Annotated in this window: 15 protein-coding genes and 1 pseudogene; 11 read left to right on the plus strand and 5 right to left on the minus strand. The window is 57.4% G+C overall.

Annotated features, from left to right (window positions below; all coding sequences use genetic code 11):
• Positions 1–3: 3 nt before the first annotated feature.
• The 10 genes from FGF54_RS25460 (at position 4) to hisC (ending at position 10,186) form a co-directional block, all read left to right on the plus strand.
• Positions 4–1,191 carry an ABC transporter substrate-binding protein gene (locus tag FGF54_RS25460; protein WP_142781974.1) on the plus strand — a complete coding sequence of 396 codons (1,188 nt, stop codon included), beginning with the start codon at positions 4–6 and terminating at the stop codon, positions 1,189–1,191.
• On the plus strand, positions 1,188–2,009 hold the full coding sequence (locus FGF54_RS25465) for an ABC transporter permease (RefSeq protein ID WP_371734036.1): 822 nt from the start codon (positions 1,188–1,190) through the stop codon (positions 2,007–2,009). Before FGF54_RS25460 ends, FGF54_RS25465 begins: the two co-directional genes overlap by 4 nt.
• A gap of 815 nt (positions 2,010–2,824) precedes the next feature.
• Entirely contained in the window at positions 2,825–3,520 is a 696-nt protein-coding gene (locus tag FGF54_RS25470; RefSeq protein ID WP_142781701.1) for a 2-dehydro-3-deoxy-6-phosphogalactonate aldolase, read from the plus strand.
• A 169-nt stretch (positions 3,521–3,689) separates the two neighbouring features.
• Entirely contained in the window at positions 3,690–4,001 is a 312-nt protein-coding gene (locus FGF54_RS27830; protein ID WP_371734037.1) for a hypothetical protein, read from the plus strand.
• Positions 3,946–4,290 (plus strand): DapH/DapD/GlmU-related protein, encoded by a 345-nt coding sequence (locus FGF54_RS27835; RefSeq protein WP_371734038.1) that lies wholly within the window; start codon positions 3,946–3,948, stop codon positions 4,288–4,290. The genes FGF54_RS27830 and FGF54_RS27835 overlap by 56 nt, the downstream gene beginning before the upstream one ends.
• A 28-nt stretch (positions 4,291–4,318) precedes the next feature.
• Positions 4,319–4,738, plus strand: coding sequence for a dihydrodipicolinate synthase family protein (locus FGF54_RS25480; RefSeq protein ID WP_142781702.1), 420 nt, complete (start codon positions 4,319–4,321; stop codon positions 4,736–4,738).
• Between the two features lie 598 nt (positions 4,739–5,336).
• Positions 5,337–6,560, plus strand: coding sequence for a 5-aminolevulinate synthase (hemA, locus tag FGF54_RS25485; protein WP_142781703.1), 1,224 nt, complete (start codon positions 5,337–5,339; stop codon positions 6,558–6,560).
• Between the two features lie 14 nt (positions 6,561–6,574).
• Positions 6,575–8,587, plus strand: a complete 2,013-nt coding sequence (locus FGF54_RS25490) for a DUF2849 domain-containing protein (protein ID WP_142781704.1) — start codon at positions 6,575–6,577, stop codon at positions 8,585–8,587.
• Positions 8,571–9,071, plus strand: a complete 501-nt coding sequence (locus FGF54_RS25495; RefSeq protein ID WP_246667070.1) for a DUF934 domain-containing protein — start codon at positions 8,571–8,573, stop codon at positions 9,069–9,071. The genes FGF54_RS25490 and FGF54_RS25495 overlap by 17 nt, the downstream gene beginning before the upstream one ends.
• Complete coding sequence (hisC, locus tag FGF54_RS25500; RefSeq protein ID WP_142781705.1) at positions 9,071–10,186, plus strand: histidinol-phosphate transaminase; 1,116 nt, start codon at positions 9,071–9,073, stop codon at positions 10,184–10,186. Before FGF54_RS25495 ends, hisC begins: the two co-directional genes overlap by 1 nt.
• A gap of 176 nt (positions 10,187–10,362) precedes the next feature.
• On the opposite strand, the gene FGF54_RS25505 is transcribed toward hisC, so the two are convergent.
• From FGF54_RS25505 to FGF54_RS25515, 3 genes are read right to left on the minus strand one after another with little or no spacing between them, the layout of a single operon-like run.
• Complete coding sequence (locus tag FGF54_RS25505) at positions 10,363–10,926, minus strand: ABC transporter ATP-binding protein (protein ID WP_168208261.1); 564 nt, start codon at positions 10,924–10,926, stop codon at positions 10,363–10,365.
• Positions 10,923–11,096, minus strand: coding sequence for an ATP-binding cassette domain-containing protein (locus FGF54_RS27755; protein WP_256366684.1), 174 nt, complete (start codon positions 11,094–11,096; stop codon positions 10,923–10,925). Before FGF54_RS27755 ends, FGF54_RS25505 begins: the two co-directional genes overlap by 4 nt.
• 53 nt (positions 11,097–11,149) lie before the next feature.
• Positions 11,150–11,971, minus strand: coding sequence for an iron ABC transporter permease (locus tag FGF54_RS25515; protein WP_168208262.1), 822 nt, complete (start codon positions 11,969–11,971; stop codon positions 11,150–11,152).
• Positions 11,972–12,044: 73 nt separating this feature from the next.
• Here FGF54_RS25515 and FGF54_RS27840 point away from each other — a divergent pair.
• Positions 12,045–12,293: pseudogene (locus tag FGF54_RS27840) on the plus strand (transposase); the annotation flags it as partial.
• A gap of 84 nt (positions 12,294–12,377) precedes the next feature.
• Here the strand turns inward: FGF54_RS27840 and FGF54_RS25525 are convergent.
• Both FGF54_RS25525 and FGF54_RS25530 read right to left on the minus strand, forming a co-directional pair.
• Positions 12,378–13,859, minus strand: coding sequence for an NAD-dependent succinate-semialdehyde dehydrogenase (locus FGF54_RS25525; RefSeq protein ID WP_142781708.1), 1,482 nt, complete (start codon positions 13,857–13,859; stop codon positions 12,378–12,380).
• Positions 13,860–13,976: 117 nt separating this feature from the next.
• On the minus strand, positions 13,977–15,257 hold the full coding sequence (locus FGF54_RS25530) for a 4-aminobutyrate--2-oxoglutarate transaminase (protein ID WP_142781709.1): 1,281 nt from the start codon (positions 15,255–15,257) through the stop codon (positions 13,977–13,979).
• Positions 15,258–15,355 lie beyond the last annotated feature (98 nt).

A 15,355-nucleotide genomic window follows, 5' to 3' on the forward strand; every position in this document is an offset into this window, starting at 1 on the left:
TTCATGCCAACCGAAGATTCCCTTTTTTCCCGCCGCGATATCATCCGGCTTTCGGCCCTGCTCACAGCTTCAGGAGCCCTGCCTCTCCTCAGCTCACGCGCTGCCCGTGCGCAGGATCCTGATGAGCCAGTCAGGATCGGCTATCTGCCAATCACGGACGCGACGCCGCTTCTTGTCGCCCATGGTAAGGGCTTCTTCGAAGCCGAGGGATTACGTGTCGAAAAGCCTGTCCTCTTTCGCGGCTGGTCGCAGATCGTCGAGGCTTTTCTTGCCGGTCAGGTCAACGTCGTCCACCTTCTTTCGCCGATCACCGTATGGGCGCGTTATGGCAGCAAGACACCCGCCAAGGTCGTTGCCTGGAACCACACGAGCGGTTCTGGATTGACAGCCGCGAACAACATCAATTCAGTACCAGAACTCGGAGGCAAGACGGTAGCCATTCCCTATTGGTACTCAATCCACAATGTCGTTCTCCAGAAGCTTCTGCGTGAGAACGGCCTAAAGGTCGTCACAACCGGAAAACCCTCGGCAAATGAAGTCAACCTCGTCCTGATGGCGCCGTCCGATATGGTGCCAGCACTCGCGTCAGGACAGATCGCTGGCTATATTGTGGCCGAGCCGTTCAATGCTGCCGCCGAAATCAACGGCGTCGGCAAGGTGCTACGCTTTACCGGTGACGTATGGAAAGATCATGCCTGCTGCCTCGTCTTCATGCATGAGCAGGATTTGAACGGGCGCCCGGAATGGTCGCAAAAGGTCGTTAACGCCATGGTCAAGGCGCAGCTCTGGACGCGCGACAACCGTGCTGAAACAGCGCAGCTTCTCTCGTCCGCCAATGCCCAGAAATATACCCCGCACAGCCCTGAAATTCTATCCAAAGTCCTGACCCCCGCTGAAGACGATCTTGCCGGATATGTTGCTTCCGGCGCGATACGGCATTCGGAATGGCGTGAGCACCGCATTAACTTCCAGCCTTATCCCTTCCCAAGCTACACGGAAGAACTGGTGCGTATGCTGAAGGACACCCATGTTGCGGGCGAACGCGGATTCCTTGACGCTCTTGATCCGGCTTTTGTCGCGGGCGATCTGGTTGATGACCGCTTCGTCAAAAAAGCGCTTGCAGATATTGGCGGCCTGCCAGCTTTCGGTCTTCCCGACGCTTGGACCCGCGAGGAGGTTGTTCAAGCTTGAGCATGACAGACCGACAGATTGGAGAAATACCGTCCAGTGAGCGAACTGCGTGGATCTGGTGGAATACAAACGGTTTCATTCGTTTGGCATCCGGCATTGGCGGGCTCGTTGCACTGGCTTTGCTCTGGTGGCTGCTGACCGATGTGCTTGTTCCGCAGCACAGCTTTGCGCACCGCTTCTCGCCCTCGCTGGCAGTACCGGCTTTTGCCGATCTGATAACAGGGGCCGATCTGTGGCACCATATCCTGCTCAGCCTTCAACGTGTGTTGATCGGGCTGGGCTTTGCCCTTTTGATAGGCGTCCCGGTGGGATTGTTTGTCGGCGCATCACCAATGGCAGAGGCGGCCACAACACCGGCCTTCCAGTTCCTGCGGATGATCTCGCCACTTTCGTGGATGCCGATTGCCGTCATGGCATTCGGGGTTGGCAATGCCCCGATCTATTTCCTGCTTGCTTTTGCCGCCGTGTGGCCAATCCTGCTCAATACCGCCGCTGGCGTTCGTCAACTCAATCCCCATTGGCTGCTTTTGTCGAAAAGTCTGGCGGCAACCCGTTGGGAGACGCTGGCGCGCGTGATACTTCCGGGTGTCCTTTCCCATGTATTGACCGGTCTGCGTCTGGCGATCGGGATCACATGGATCGTGCTGGTGCCTTGCGAAATGCTCGGCGTTCAGGCCGGACTGGGATATTTCATTCTCGATACGCGAGACAGGCTCGCCTATAACGAATTGATGGCGACCGTGCTCGTTATCGGCATTATCGGCTTTGCTCTCGATAGTGTTGCCCGCCTAGTTTTGAGACGTTTATCTTCAGTATGACAAAGGTCGTCGAGGGGCGATGCGTTTGATTTTTTGCGACGCTCTAACCAGCGACGGCCTGATCAACTGACACGCTCTATGCACTCGTTGGAAAAATGTTGGCTGCTAGGTAGCTGTCGGCACGTCTGTTCCATAGATATGTCACATGAGGTTCGCAGGCCGAAGCGCTCAAGAACCTGTCGCAGGTGCTACTTATTGACGCGATCAATGCCACTGAAATTGGTCGATGAGAGCCATGAACTTACAGTCTGGATTGTCGTTGATCAGTCCGTAGCGGCGCAAAATCTGCCATCTCCCGAAGCATTGTGTCCCAATGAAATACTAGGTCGACAGTGTCGTATAGCCAGTCATGCGCAATCCGAGGGAGAGCTGGCAGCCAAAGAAGACTCCGACGAAGCTGAGGTGTGCCTCACACTCATATACAAGGTTGGCTGAGAAGATAAAAAGTGCTGGCCAACAAGTTATCTTGAGCAGAGACCAGGACAACGCGGAAGAAATGCCTCCGCGGAGGCTCAAGGGCCCGGTTTGGAGAAGCCGCCGATAAAAAAATCGAGCCGGCAGACCGAAGAGCGCCAGCCTGAATCAGCAAGAGATCCGCTGTGCAATATGGAGCAGCGTGGGGCTTGGATATAGACAAGGACATTAATTCAAGATATGTATGGATCATTGCCATACAATGCATGAATTCGAACAAACTCAAGAAAGTCGCCGCTAGCCATCAGATAGCGATCGTCAGTGCCCGATCACGCAGAAAACAAGTGGATTCTAGCAGGATCATAGCAGCTAGGATCGGCCTGATTAAAAGGAGCCATACAATGTCCGCCATCCCAGAAACCGTTAACACATCGAAGGCTGCCCTCGAGGCTGCTCTCCGTGATTGCCCGCTGGTCGCTGTCTTGCGCTGGATCACGCCCCAGGAAGTTGAAGATGTCACCGAGATCCTCGTTGATGCCGGGTTCCGGTTTATCGAGGTGCCACTCAATTCGCCCGATCCTTTCAACAGCATCGAGCGTATCGCCAACCGTTTTGGCGGTGAGGCGCTGATCGGCGCCGGAACAGTCATGACACCGGTCGACGTCACGCGTGTTCGTGATGTCGGAGGGCGGCTTATTGTCATGCCGCATGCCGATCTTTCGGTCGTGCGCGCCGCCAATACTCAAGATATGGCCTGTTTCCCGGGTGTCGTGACCCCGACGGAGGCTTTCGCAGCGCTCGAGGCTGGTGCCGACGGGCTGAAGATTTTTCCAGCCGAAGCCATCTCTCCCGCCATCCTAAAGGCTTGGCGTGCTGTCTTCGCGCCTCGGATCCCGCTCCTGCCAACAGGCGGCATCAAGGCTGAGGCGATGCCGGACTGGATAAAAGCTGGCGCGAGCGGCTTCGGCATCGGTGGCAATCTCTATCGGCCAGGCCTCTCGCTCGATGATATCAAGGCCAGCGCCGTAGCCTTTGTCAGCGCATGGCGGGCCGCCCAATCCTTGGACGAGGCAGTCGTTTCGGAGGGGGCGCCGTGAACGCCCACGACCCGATCAAGAATGTATTTACGGACCGCGCGATCTGGTCACGCATCCTGTATGAGACAAAACAAGCCTCCGCACAGGATCAGTTTGTCGCCTCGGTGATCGCCGATACGTCACCGAGCGCCGCGACCTGCCGGAAGGGATCATTCGCCGTATTGCCAACTTGCTGTCGCCACCGCTGCCTTCGAATGAACTGCGGACAGCGTTGAAAACACTGCTCGACGAGGATTCAACCATCCTTGCCGGCGCGGGATTTGATATGGTTGCGGTGTTGGAGCGTGATCCGGCCACCGCCAAAGCCTTGCATGTTCTGCTCCATTCCAAGGGCTTCCTCGCCCTTCAGGTTCACCGCTTTGCCCATACACTATGGAAGGGGCCGGGCGGAATTCGCCCTTCATTTGCAGGGCTGCGCATCTCGCGTGCTGCAGGTCGACATCCATCCGGCCGCTCAGCTCGGCATCGGCATCTTTTTTGATCACGCCACCGGGATTGTCATCGGCGAGACCAGTGTGATCGAGGGTAATGTCTCGATTCTTCAGAACATCACCCTTGGCGGCACAGGCAAGGAGACCGGAGAGCGGCACCCGAAGATCAGGCAAGGCGTGCTGATTGGCGCGGGGGCTTCCATCCTGGGTAATATCGAGATCGGCGCCAACGCGCGCATCGGCGCAGGTTCGGTCGTGCTGAAACCTGTCGCGCCCGGCATGACCGTAGGCGGAGTTCCCGCCCACGTCCTTCGGCAAGACCCGACCGCAGGCCCCTGATCAAATCACAACCTCTAGAGCCCAACACATGACACAGATACCCGAAGCCGCACAGATCCTCCCCTCCGGCAGTATTCCGGCCCTTATCACCCCGATGCTCGCGGATGGCGCAATCGATTGGCAAAACTACCGCAGGCTGATCGACTGGCATGTGGCGCAAGGGTCGGGCGCTATCGTCGTCATGGGCTCGACCGGCGAAAGCGCAACCGTCTCCATGGCGGAGCACAGCGACCTGATCGCTGCCGCCGTCGAGCAGGCTGGCGGCCGCATCCCCATCATCGCGGGAACAGGCGCAAACGCGACCAGGGAGGCGATCGACATGACGGCATTCGCGGCCGGTGCTGGTGCCACCGTGGTCCTGTCGGTCCTTCCCTATTACAACAAGCCGACACAACGTGGCGTCTTAGAGTATTTCAAGGCGATTGCCGAGGTGACCGATACCCGGTAATCTTCTAAAATGTCCTCGGTCGCACGATCATGGACCTTGCTGATGACACGGTGTTACGGCTGGCCGCAATCCCCAGCATCCTGGGCCTCAAGAACGCCACAGGTGACATCGGCCAAGGGTGTCATGCTGCTGCGGAAGCTCCTGGAAGGCTTTTCCCTCTAATGCTCTAGGCAGCAGATCTTCCACTCCAACACGCGGATTTCCACTTCAGACAGGACGAAGCACACCGAGCTGAAAAAAACATCACTGATGCTCTTCCATCGGTTGCGCCATGGCGCTGTTGAACAGCAATGTCGTAACCGTCGGTTTAGCTGCCATCACCGTGCATTTCAGCGCCGACAGCCAGTGGATCATCTGCGCGGTCTTGCGAAGCTGACTGTCTATTGCTCTTCAGGGCGAGCCTCGCCTTCAACCACGCCGAACGGCTTCAGACTGCACTTATGCTTTAGACCACGAAAAGACATCTTGACACAAAAGCATACAATAAAACAAATATAACTTGCATTGTATGGCATAATGGCTTACTTAAATCTTGTAAATTGTATGCATGACTCGAGCTGGGCTATCCCGCCTAACCGACATCGAGAAGGCAACCGACATGGACTACGCAACCCATTTCCAACACTTGCTCACCGAGATGAAGCTCGATGGACGCTACCGGACCTTCGCTGAGCTCGAGCGCATCGCGGGCAAATTCCCGACCGCCCTTTGGCACAAGCCCGATGGCCAGATCAAAGAGGTCACAGTCTGGTGCAGCAACGACTATCTCGGCATGGGCCAACACCCCGATGTGCTCGCCGCCATGCATGAGGCGATCAATCTCTCCGGCGCTGGCACGGGCGGTACGCGCAATATTTCCGGCACCAACCGCCAGCATGTCGCCCTCGAAACGGAACTGGCAGACCTTCATGGCAAGGAAGCCGCACTGATCTTCACGTCGGGCTGGATCTCTAACCTGGCGGCTCTCGGCACACTCGGCCGCGTCCTGCCCGACTGCGTTATCTTTTCCGATGCCCAAAACCACAATTCGATGATCGAAGGCATTCGCCGCTCAGGCGCGGAAAAGCACATCTTCCGGCACAACGATCCCGCCCATCTAAATGAACTGATGGGCTCCGTCGATCCGAACCGTCCGAAAATCGTGGCTTTCGAGAGCGTCTATTCGATGGATGGCGACATCGCACCCATTGCCGCCATCTGCGACGTCGCCGACAGGCACGGCGCCATCACCTATCTCGACGAGGTTCATGCGGTGGGGCTGTATGGTCGGCGTGGCGGCGGCATTGCCGAACGCGACGGTCTCGCGCATCGGCTGACCATCATCGAGGGCACACTTGCTAAAGCTTTCGGCGTTATCGGTGGCTATGTCAGTGGCCCGGCCATGCTCATCGACGTTATCCGCAGCATGGCTGACAGTTTCATTTTCACGACCTCGCTCTGTCCGCATCTTGCCGCCGGTGCACTTGCCGCAATCCAGCATGTCAAGGCGCATCCGGAGGATCGGGCACGTCAGGCAGGCAATGCGGCCCGGCTCAAGGCGATGCTGATCGACGCCGGTCTTCCGGTCCTCGACACGCCGAGCCATATTCTTCCGGTGATTGTCGGTGACGCGCATCTGTGCCGCCGCATCAGCCAGCGACTGCTCGCCGAATACGACATCTACGTCCAGCCGATCAATTACCCGACCGTTGCGCGCGGGCAGGAGCGGCTGCGGATCACTCCGACACCCTTCCACACCGAAGGCCATATGCGGGCGCTCGTCGACGCGCTTCTTGCTGTCGGCAGCGATCTCGGCTGGGCCGCCGCTCGCCGCGCAGCCTGAACGAGGAGAGCCCAATGCCCCAGAGTGTCATTACTGCCAATCGCCTGACCGACGGCGTTGTCATCTGGCTCGGAGCCGCAGAGACTTGGATCGAACAGCTAGATGATGCTATGATCCTCGACGACGAGTTCGTGCCGACGGCAATCGAACGGCTGCAACAGCGCGATCCGAATGTCGCGGTTGACATTCGCGCGATTCCCGTCGACAGCGTCAATAATCTCCCAGTGCCCCAAGCGCGCCGCGAACGGTTGCGAGGCATAGGCCCCAGTGTCCGTCCCGACCTTGGTGACACGCCCTCTGACCAACGTTGGGCCATTGCGCCTTTACCGGAACCACCCTCGCTCCCCTCTACATCTCCCTTTGCCGGTATCTACCGTTATGACGAGTTCGACCGGCAGTTCCTGCGCGATCGCGCCGAACAGTTTCGCGGTCAGGTAAATCGTCGACTCTCCGGCGAATTAAATGAGGATGAGTTCAAGCCGTTCCGCCTGATGAATGGTCTTTACCTTCAGCTTCATGGCTATATGTTGCGTGTCGCATTGCCCTATGGCGTGGTCAGCGCTTCGCAGATGCGCCAGCTTGCCTATGTGGCCCGCTACTACGATCGCGGCTACGGGCATTTTACCACCCGCCAGAATATCCAGTTCAACTGGCCCCGTCTGTCCGACACGCCCGACATTCTTGCCGTGCTGGCAGAAGCTGATCTGCATGCCATACAGACCAGCGGCAATTGCGTGCGCAACGTCACGACCGACCACTTTGCAGGTGCCGCCGCCGAAGAGGTGGTCGATCCACGACTCTATGCCGAGATTCTGCGGCAATGGTCGACCGATCATCCCGAATTCACCTACCTGCCACGCAAGTTCAAGATCGCCATCACCGGCAGTCCGCAGGACCGCGCCGCCGTGCGCGTCCACGACATCGGCATTCTGGCGAGCCGCAATGCTGAGGGCGAGCCGGGCTTCCAGATCTTTGCCGGTGGTGGGCTCGGCCGCACGCCGATCGTCGGCACCAAGGTCCGCGACTGGCTGCCGGTTCGCGATCTTTTGCGCTATGTCGAGTCTATCCTGCGCGTATACAATGCGCTCGGCCGCCGCGACAACATCTATAAGGCGCGCATAAAAATCCTCATCCGCGAGATGAAGCCCGAACGCTTCATCGAGATGATCGAGGAGGAATTCGCCGGAATGCCAGCCGACCACAACCTCCTTGAGGACGACCTGATCGCCATCGTGGCATCGCGCTTCAATGAACCACCGTTCCTGGCCCTTCGTCCGCGCGCCGCCGAACTCGACGATGCACTGAGCCAGGACCGCGCATTCCGCGCCTGGGTGCGTACCAACACCCATCCTCATCGTCAGCCGGGTTATATCTCCGCCGTGGTGTCCTTAAAGCCTGTTGGGGGGATTTCGGGCGACGTCAGTGCTGACGAGATGGACGTCATCGCCGAAGCGGCCGATCGCTTTTCCTTCGGCGAAATCCGCATCTCGCACGAACAGAACGCGGTCCTGCCCCATGTCCGGCAGGACGAACTCTATAGCCTGTGGCAGTTGCTGGTCGCCGGAGGGCTCGCCTCGGCCAATGTCGGTCTCGTCACCGACATCATTGCCTGCCCTGGCATGGACTATTGCAGCCTTGCCACCGCCCGTTCGATCCCGATCGCCCAGAAGATCGCCGAGCGCTTCGCTGCACCGGAGCGGCAGGAAGAGATCGGTCCCCTCGATCTGAATATATCCGGCTGCATCAACGCCTGCGGTCATCACCATGTCGGGCATATCGGACTGCTCGGTGTCGATAAAAACGGAGAGGAAGTCTACCAGATCACCCTTGGTGGATCTGCTGATGAAAAGGCATCGATCGGTGCCATTATCGGTCCGGGCGTCTCGGCCGACGAGGTCCCCAACGCCGTAGAAGCAATCGTCGACGCCTACATAGCCAGGCGCAATGACAGCGAGCCTTTTATCGAGACCTACAGGCGCTTGGGCGCTGCCCCGTTCAAGGAGGCCGTCTATGGTGCTTATCGATAGTCAAGCGAACGTCGTTCCAGATAAATGGATGTATCCGGATGCCGAGAAAAACGTCTCGGTAGGACCATATTGTATCCTGCCGCTGGGTGCTTTGGCATCGTTGGACAGCGACTCATCGGGCGCACGCCCGCTAGGCGTTTACGCGGCCGCGGGTACCACATCCGATCAGCTTGCTCCCTATTTCGACCAGCTTGACCTGATCGCCGTGGAGTTCCCGAGATTCCGTGACGGCCGAGGATTTACATTGGCTCGAACACTTCGCGAAAAGTATGGCTTCAAGGGCGATATCCGCGCAATTGGGCACATCTTGCCCGACCAGTTCGCTGCTCTTCTACGTTGCGGCATTACCTCGATTCGTCTGCCACCTGACCACCCGGCGCGAGAATGGTACAATACTCTACCCGGCGTCGCATGCTCCACGGCTGGTGGTCCTTTGCTTCAAAGACTGCTTGCGGGACGGGCAAAAACTGGGGGCAAGACCTGATGTCCTACGGGGTACAATCAACCTGGTTGCGAACGCATTTGCGTGATATGAAGGGCTACGTGCCCGGTGAGCAGCCCGGCGCTGGGGCGATTAAGTTGAACACCAACGAGAATCCGTACCCTCCTAGTCCTGCGGTGATCAGCGCTCTTTCGGAGATCACAGGACGCACGCTCCAGCGTTACCCGGACCCTCTCGCGAATAAGTTCCGTGACGCTGCCGCTCATCTGAATGGATTAAGTCGCGACGAGATTATTGTCACCAATGGCGGTGACGAGCTGCTAAGACTTGCCTTGACAACTTTTGTTGATCCTGGACGATCCGTTGGCATCGTGACACCAAGCTATGGTGCCTATTCCGTCATGTCCACGATTCATCAAGCCTCGCTCAGTTGCGTTCCGCTGAAGGCTGACTGGGGGCTTGCATGCGACACTGCAGCTCGGTGGAACTCTGACGGCGCCCAGCTTGCATTGATCACCAACCCTCACGCGCCATCCGGAGTGTTGTTTGACGCCGAGACAATCGAAACACTTGCAGGTGCGTTTCAGGGTCTATTGTTGATTGACGAAGCCTATGTCGATTTTGTCGATCCTGATCTTCGCTACGACGCCACAAACATAGTGGCACGAAATCCCAATGTTATTATTCTGCGGACGCTTAGCAAGGGTTACGCACTTGCTGGTCTTCGAATTGCTTATGGGCTCGCGAACAAGGAATTAGTCGCACCTATGCTGGAGAAAACGAAGGATTCGTACAATGTCGATGCTATTGCGCAACACCTAGGCCATGCCGCGATCAAGGAGTCTTTGTATGCACAGGAAACATGGAGGAATATTAGGGTCGAGCGAGAACGCATAACCCAAAAACTTGAAGAACTGGGTTTCGGGGTCGAGAGGTCACAAGCAAACTTCCTGCTTGTCACGCCGCCCACCTCGTATGGAAGCACAGCCAAAATTCTGCAAAGATATCTCAAGGACCGGAATATCTTTGTCAGATGGTTTGATGAAGACCGGCTGCGCAATCGTCTTCGTATATCTATTGGAACCCCTGGCGAGAATGATGCGCTCGTCAATGCTCTTGGCGATCATCAGGCTCTGACGGTTGATAGCGTAGAATAACGATGTTTTTCAGTGCTCTGCACGGTTGCTTGCCTGAACCGACCATGCAGTTCAATATTAACCAGTTCAGCAGCTTTGTTATCTGTAGTTGGTCGAACTGGGGACGCTGCCTCTAGCGCTTGATAAATGACAGATTCGTCCGGGGAATGAAGGGAACTTCAGAATCGAAACAGCACTCATGTGTGTAGGGCTACGGGATAGATCGCCGAAAAACGGCCTTCATCAACGTTCAGCATTCGGCATTCGACACCATAGAGATTTGCTATCCGGTCAACCGTCAAAATTTCATTCATCGTGCCGCAAGCTGCTTTCCTTCCTTTCGAAAGCAACAGGACAGAGTCCGCATACCGCGTCGCGAGGTTGAGGTCTTGCAGGATCGCCAGCGTGACGATGCCGTTTTTGCGCGTGTAGTCCTGCACCACATCCAGTATATGAAGCTGGTTGGCGAGATCGAGCGCCGATGTCGGTTCGTCGAGCAAAAGAAGTTTTGGCTGACGAACGAGCGCGATAGCCAGACTGATCATTTGCCTTTCTCCACCCGACAGGTTTGCAGGCGAGGTATTGGCGAAACGTTCAAGTCCAAGAACCGAAATGATCTCCTCGGCCCGGCATGCACTTTCGGGTGTGGCCCGCCAGCTCTGACGGCCACCGTTTTGCGCCAGCATCAGAAGCTCAAACACACTGAGCTGAAAGATGCGTCGTATCGTACGCCACATACCCCACCAGACCTGAGCGTTCATGCGGTCCTGTCTGCAGATGTCGGCATCATCAGCAGAACTCGGCCGGTTGCTGGTCTCGGCCCGCATAATCCCTTCATGAAGGTGGATTTTCCCGCGCCGTTCGGGCCGATCACCGCCATGATGCTGCGGCCCTCCAGCGAGAGATCGACGCGGCTGGCATCAATTCTCACATGATAATCAGAGAGAGAAAAAAGCGTCAGAGACCCTCGCCTTTGGTGTGGTGCTACACAAGCATGATGAAGAACGGCAGGCCAGTCAGGGCCGTGACCATGCCGAGCGGCAGAACGGCGCCGGGAACGATTACCTTGGTGGCGATGGAGGCAAAAACCGTGAAAACAGCACCGACTGCTGCCGTCGCTGCGATGCTGAAACGATGATCCTCGCCGACAAGCATGCGCGCGACATGCGGTGCAACCAGCCGGATGAACCCGATAATGCCGACGACCGCCGAGACCATACCCGCCAGCAGTGCCGAAATGATCAGCATAGCCATGCGCAGGCGGCGGACATTAACGCCGAGGACGGCCGCCTGCTCGCCGAAACTTCGAAGCGCTGCCAGTGACCATGCATCGACGAGGACGAGCGGAATGAACAGCACGCAGCCTGCTGCCGTGATCGAAACCTTGAGCCACGTCGCTCGCTGCAGTGAGCCCATCAGCCAGATGATGATACTTTGCAACTGATCGACGCTTGCCGTGTATTGCACCAGCGACAGAAGCGAACTGAAGACGAAATGTAATGCGATGCCGAGCAGGGTGATCGACTGCACGCTGGCGCCGCCGCGCGACAGTGCCAGGACCAGCAGGGCTGCCAAGAGTGCGAAGAGAAAGGCGTTGACTGCCGTAATCAACTCCGCTGGCAGCCATGGCATGAGGGTGGCGAGCGATACACTGAAGCCGAGCGAAAGAGATGCGCCAAAGCCCGCAGCGGAAGAAACACCGAGCGTAAAAGGTTCAGCGAGTGGATTGTCGAGGATGGTCTGCATCAACAGACCGGCGAGCGATAGGCTGATGCCGGTCAGAATCGCCATCATCGTCATCGGCATGCGCAAGTTCCCATACGATGAAGCGGGCGCTGGCATCGGCGCTATCTGGTGAAACGAGCGCGGTTGCCACGTCCACAAATCGGCGGCAATCTGTCAGGGGATCACTGCCGCAGGCGCACGGCGCTGGTCTCTGCCCGCCTACTCACCGGACCTCAATCCGATCGAACAGGCCTTCTCGAAGATAAAGCACTGGATGCGCAACGCACAGAAACGGACCATCGAACATACCTGGCGGCCATTGGCGAGTTGGTCGAAACCATCCAAACCGATAAACGCTCCAACTATCTCAGAAATGCGGGGGTATGTTTCCGTCAAAAGGTGACGTGCTCTAGTCGTCTAGAGAAATGCAATGATTCAGGTTCCACAGCCCGAAGACCGTGGAATGATGCCCGAGCTTTTGCGTCCGTTAGAGGCCACCCATGCAGATATATTTCAGTTCCAGATAATCATCGACGCCGTGGCGGGAGCCTTCCCGGCCAAGACCGGACTGTTTCACGCCTCCGAAGGGTGCGGTCTCGGTCGAAATCAACCCCGTATTAACGCCAACCATCCCATATTCCAGCGCTTCTGCGACCCGCCAGATCTTCTTATGGTCGTTCGAGAAGAAATATGCCGCCAGACCGAACTCGGTGTCGTTGGCAAGCCGAATGACATCCTCGACGCCGTCGAAGCGAAAGAGCGGTGCGACAGGGCCAAACGTTTCCTCCCGGGCGACCTTCATTTCCTGTGTGACGCCGGACAGAACTGTCGGCATGAAGAATGTTCCGGTGCCTTCCTGTCTTGTTCCGCCGGTCAACACAACAGCGCCCCTGGAGACGGCATCGGCGATATGTTCCTCGACCTTGGCGACAGCATGATCGTCAATGAGCGGTCCGATAACGATACCATTCCCGAAGCCGTTGCCGACGGTCATCGCTTCCACCCTGGCAGCCAGCTTTTGTGCAAAAGCATCATAGACACCGGATTGTACATAGATGCGGTTGGCGCATACGCAGGTCTGGCCGGCATTGCGGTATTTCGAGGCTATTGCTCCTTCGATGGCCGCGTCGATATCGGCATCGTCGAAGATGATCAACGGCGCATTGCCGCCGAGTTCCAGACTAACCTTCTTGATCTGCCCTGAACACTGCCGCATCAGAATACGGCCGACTTCGGTGGAGCCGGTAAAGCTGATTTTGCGAACCTTGTCGTTACCGCAAAGCTCCTTGCCAATCGCCGGACCGTCCAGACCGATCACAATATTGAAAATGCCGGCAGGCACTCCTGCTTTTTCTGCGAGCCGCGCCAGTGCCAGCGCCGAAAGCGGCGTCTGTTCAGCCGGTTTAGAAACCACGGCACAGCCCACCGCCAATGCTGGCGCAACTTTTCGGGCGATCATTGCAGCCGGGAAATTCCATGGTGTGATAGTGCCGACAACGCCAACCGGCTGGCGAATGACAATCAGCCTTCGATCATCGGATGGCCCCGGAATCGTCTCGCCGTATATACGCCTGGCCTCTTCGGCGAACCACTCGATATAAGAGGCGGCGTAAAGGATTTCCCCGCGTGCCTCAGCCAGCGGCTTGCCCATTTCGGCAGTGAGAATGACAGCAAGCTCATCGGCATTCTCTATGATGAGGTCAAACCATTTGCGCATGATGACGGCCCGTTCCCTGGCCGTCCTGGCAGCCCAGTCAGGCTGCGCAGCGTATGCTGCATCGATTGCAGCGCGGGTGTCAGAAGGGCCCATGTCCGGCAAGCTGGCGATAACCTCGCCGGTCGCGGGGTTCAGGACATCGAATGTCGATGTGGCAGAGCCGCCGGTCCATTGTCCCCCGACATAGCCCTGATCGCCAAGGAGAGGGGACGCAAGATCGATGTGTCGCGCGAAGGCGGATGTGAATGGCATTTCTGGTTCCCGACGGACTTGGATCACTCTGCATTTAACTGTATGCGGCGCGATCTAAACATCTGTTTTTTATCATGTTTTAATCCAAAAGCTGCCGAACGCTTTTGGGAAGTATGCTCAAGGACTGGAGGAGACATCGAGGATCGATTGCTCAAGTATATCGAGCGCTTCGCTGAAGACCTCATCCTGAATGGTGATCGGCGCAAGGAAGCGGATAACATTACCATGCAATCCACATGTCAGAAGGATCAGGCCCCGCTCCAGCGCCGACAAGCGTACGCGGTTTGCGATGTCTGCGCTTGGAAGCCCGGTCGTCCTGTCGTTGAATTCTACGGCGTTCATAAAGCCGGGTCCGCGGATATCGACGATTTCCGGTACCTTGTCGCGCAAGGATTCGAGTCGTTGCTTCAGACGTGCACCGAGAAGATTGGCGCGATCGCAAAGGCCTTCATCCTCTATGACGTCAAGAACCGCATGAGCGGCCGCGATACCGATCGGACTGCCGCCATATGTTCCGCCCAGTCCGCCCGGTCCCGGCGCATCCATAATATCGGCGCGGCCGGTCACCGCCGCCAGCGGGAAGCCACCGGCAAGGCTCTTCGCCATTGTTATCAGGTCCGCCGCAACGTCATGATGATCCATGGCGAACATCTTGCCGGTGCGGGCAAAGCCGGTTTGCACCTCGTCGGCGACCAGGAGAATACCGTGCTGGTCGCAGATAGAGCGCAGCGAGCGCAACAGGGCGGGCGGTGCGGGGTAGAAACCGCCTTCGCCCTGTATCGGCTCCAGTATGATGGCGGCAACGCGCCCGGGGTCTACATCGGCGGCGAAAAGCTTGTTGAGAGCAGCAATCGACTGCTCAACCGTGCCGCCATGCAATTCGACAGGGAAAGGTACATGGAAAACATCGCCCGGCATGGCGCCGAAACCGATCTTGTAAGGGGCCACCTTTCCGGTGAGCGCCATTCCCATGAAGGTACGTCCATGGAAGCCGCCGCCGAAAGCGATGATCGCGGAGCGGCCGGTGGCAACGCGGGCAATCTTGACAGCGTTCTCCACCGCCTCAGCGCCTGTCGTGACAAAGATCGTCTTTTTGGGAAAGTCGCCCGGCACCAGCGCATTCAGACGCTCGGCCAATGCAACGTAATTCTCGTAAGGCACGACCTGATGGCAGGTATGGGTGAACCGGTCGAGCTGAAGCTTGACGGCATCGATGACGCGCGGGTGACGGTGGCCGGTATTGAGAACCGCGATTCCGGCTGCGAAATCGATGTAACGACGGCCCTCCTTATCCCAGATTTCGGCGTTCTCGGCACGCGCGGCATAGATCTGGGTGGTCATTCCCACCCCGCGTGAGATGGAAGCATTTTTTCGGTCGGTGAGAGTGATGGCGTTCACAGAACCCTCCTGGGATCGATTTCAGGGCATGTTTTATGATGCTCCATCGACATCGAAAACAATGCCGATGAACACTTTGACTTATTGAGTCTACGATT

The sequence above is a fragment of the Agrobacterium sp. T29 genome (assembly GCF_006970545.1).
GTDB classification, from domain to species: domain Bacteria; phylum Pseudomonadota; class Alphaproteobacteria; order Rhizobiales; family Rhizobiaceae; genus Agrobacterium; species Agrobacterium leguminum.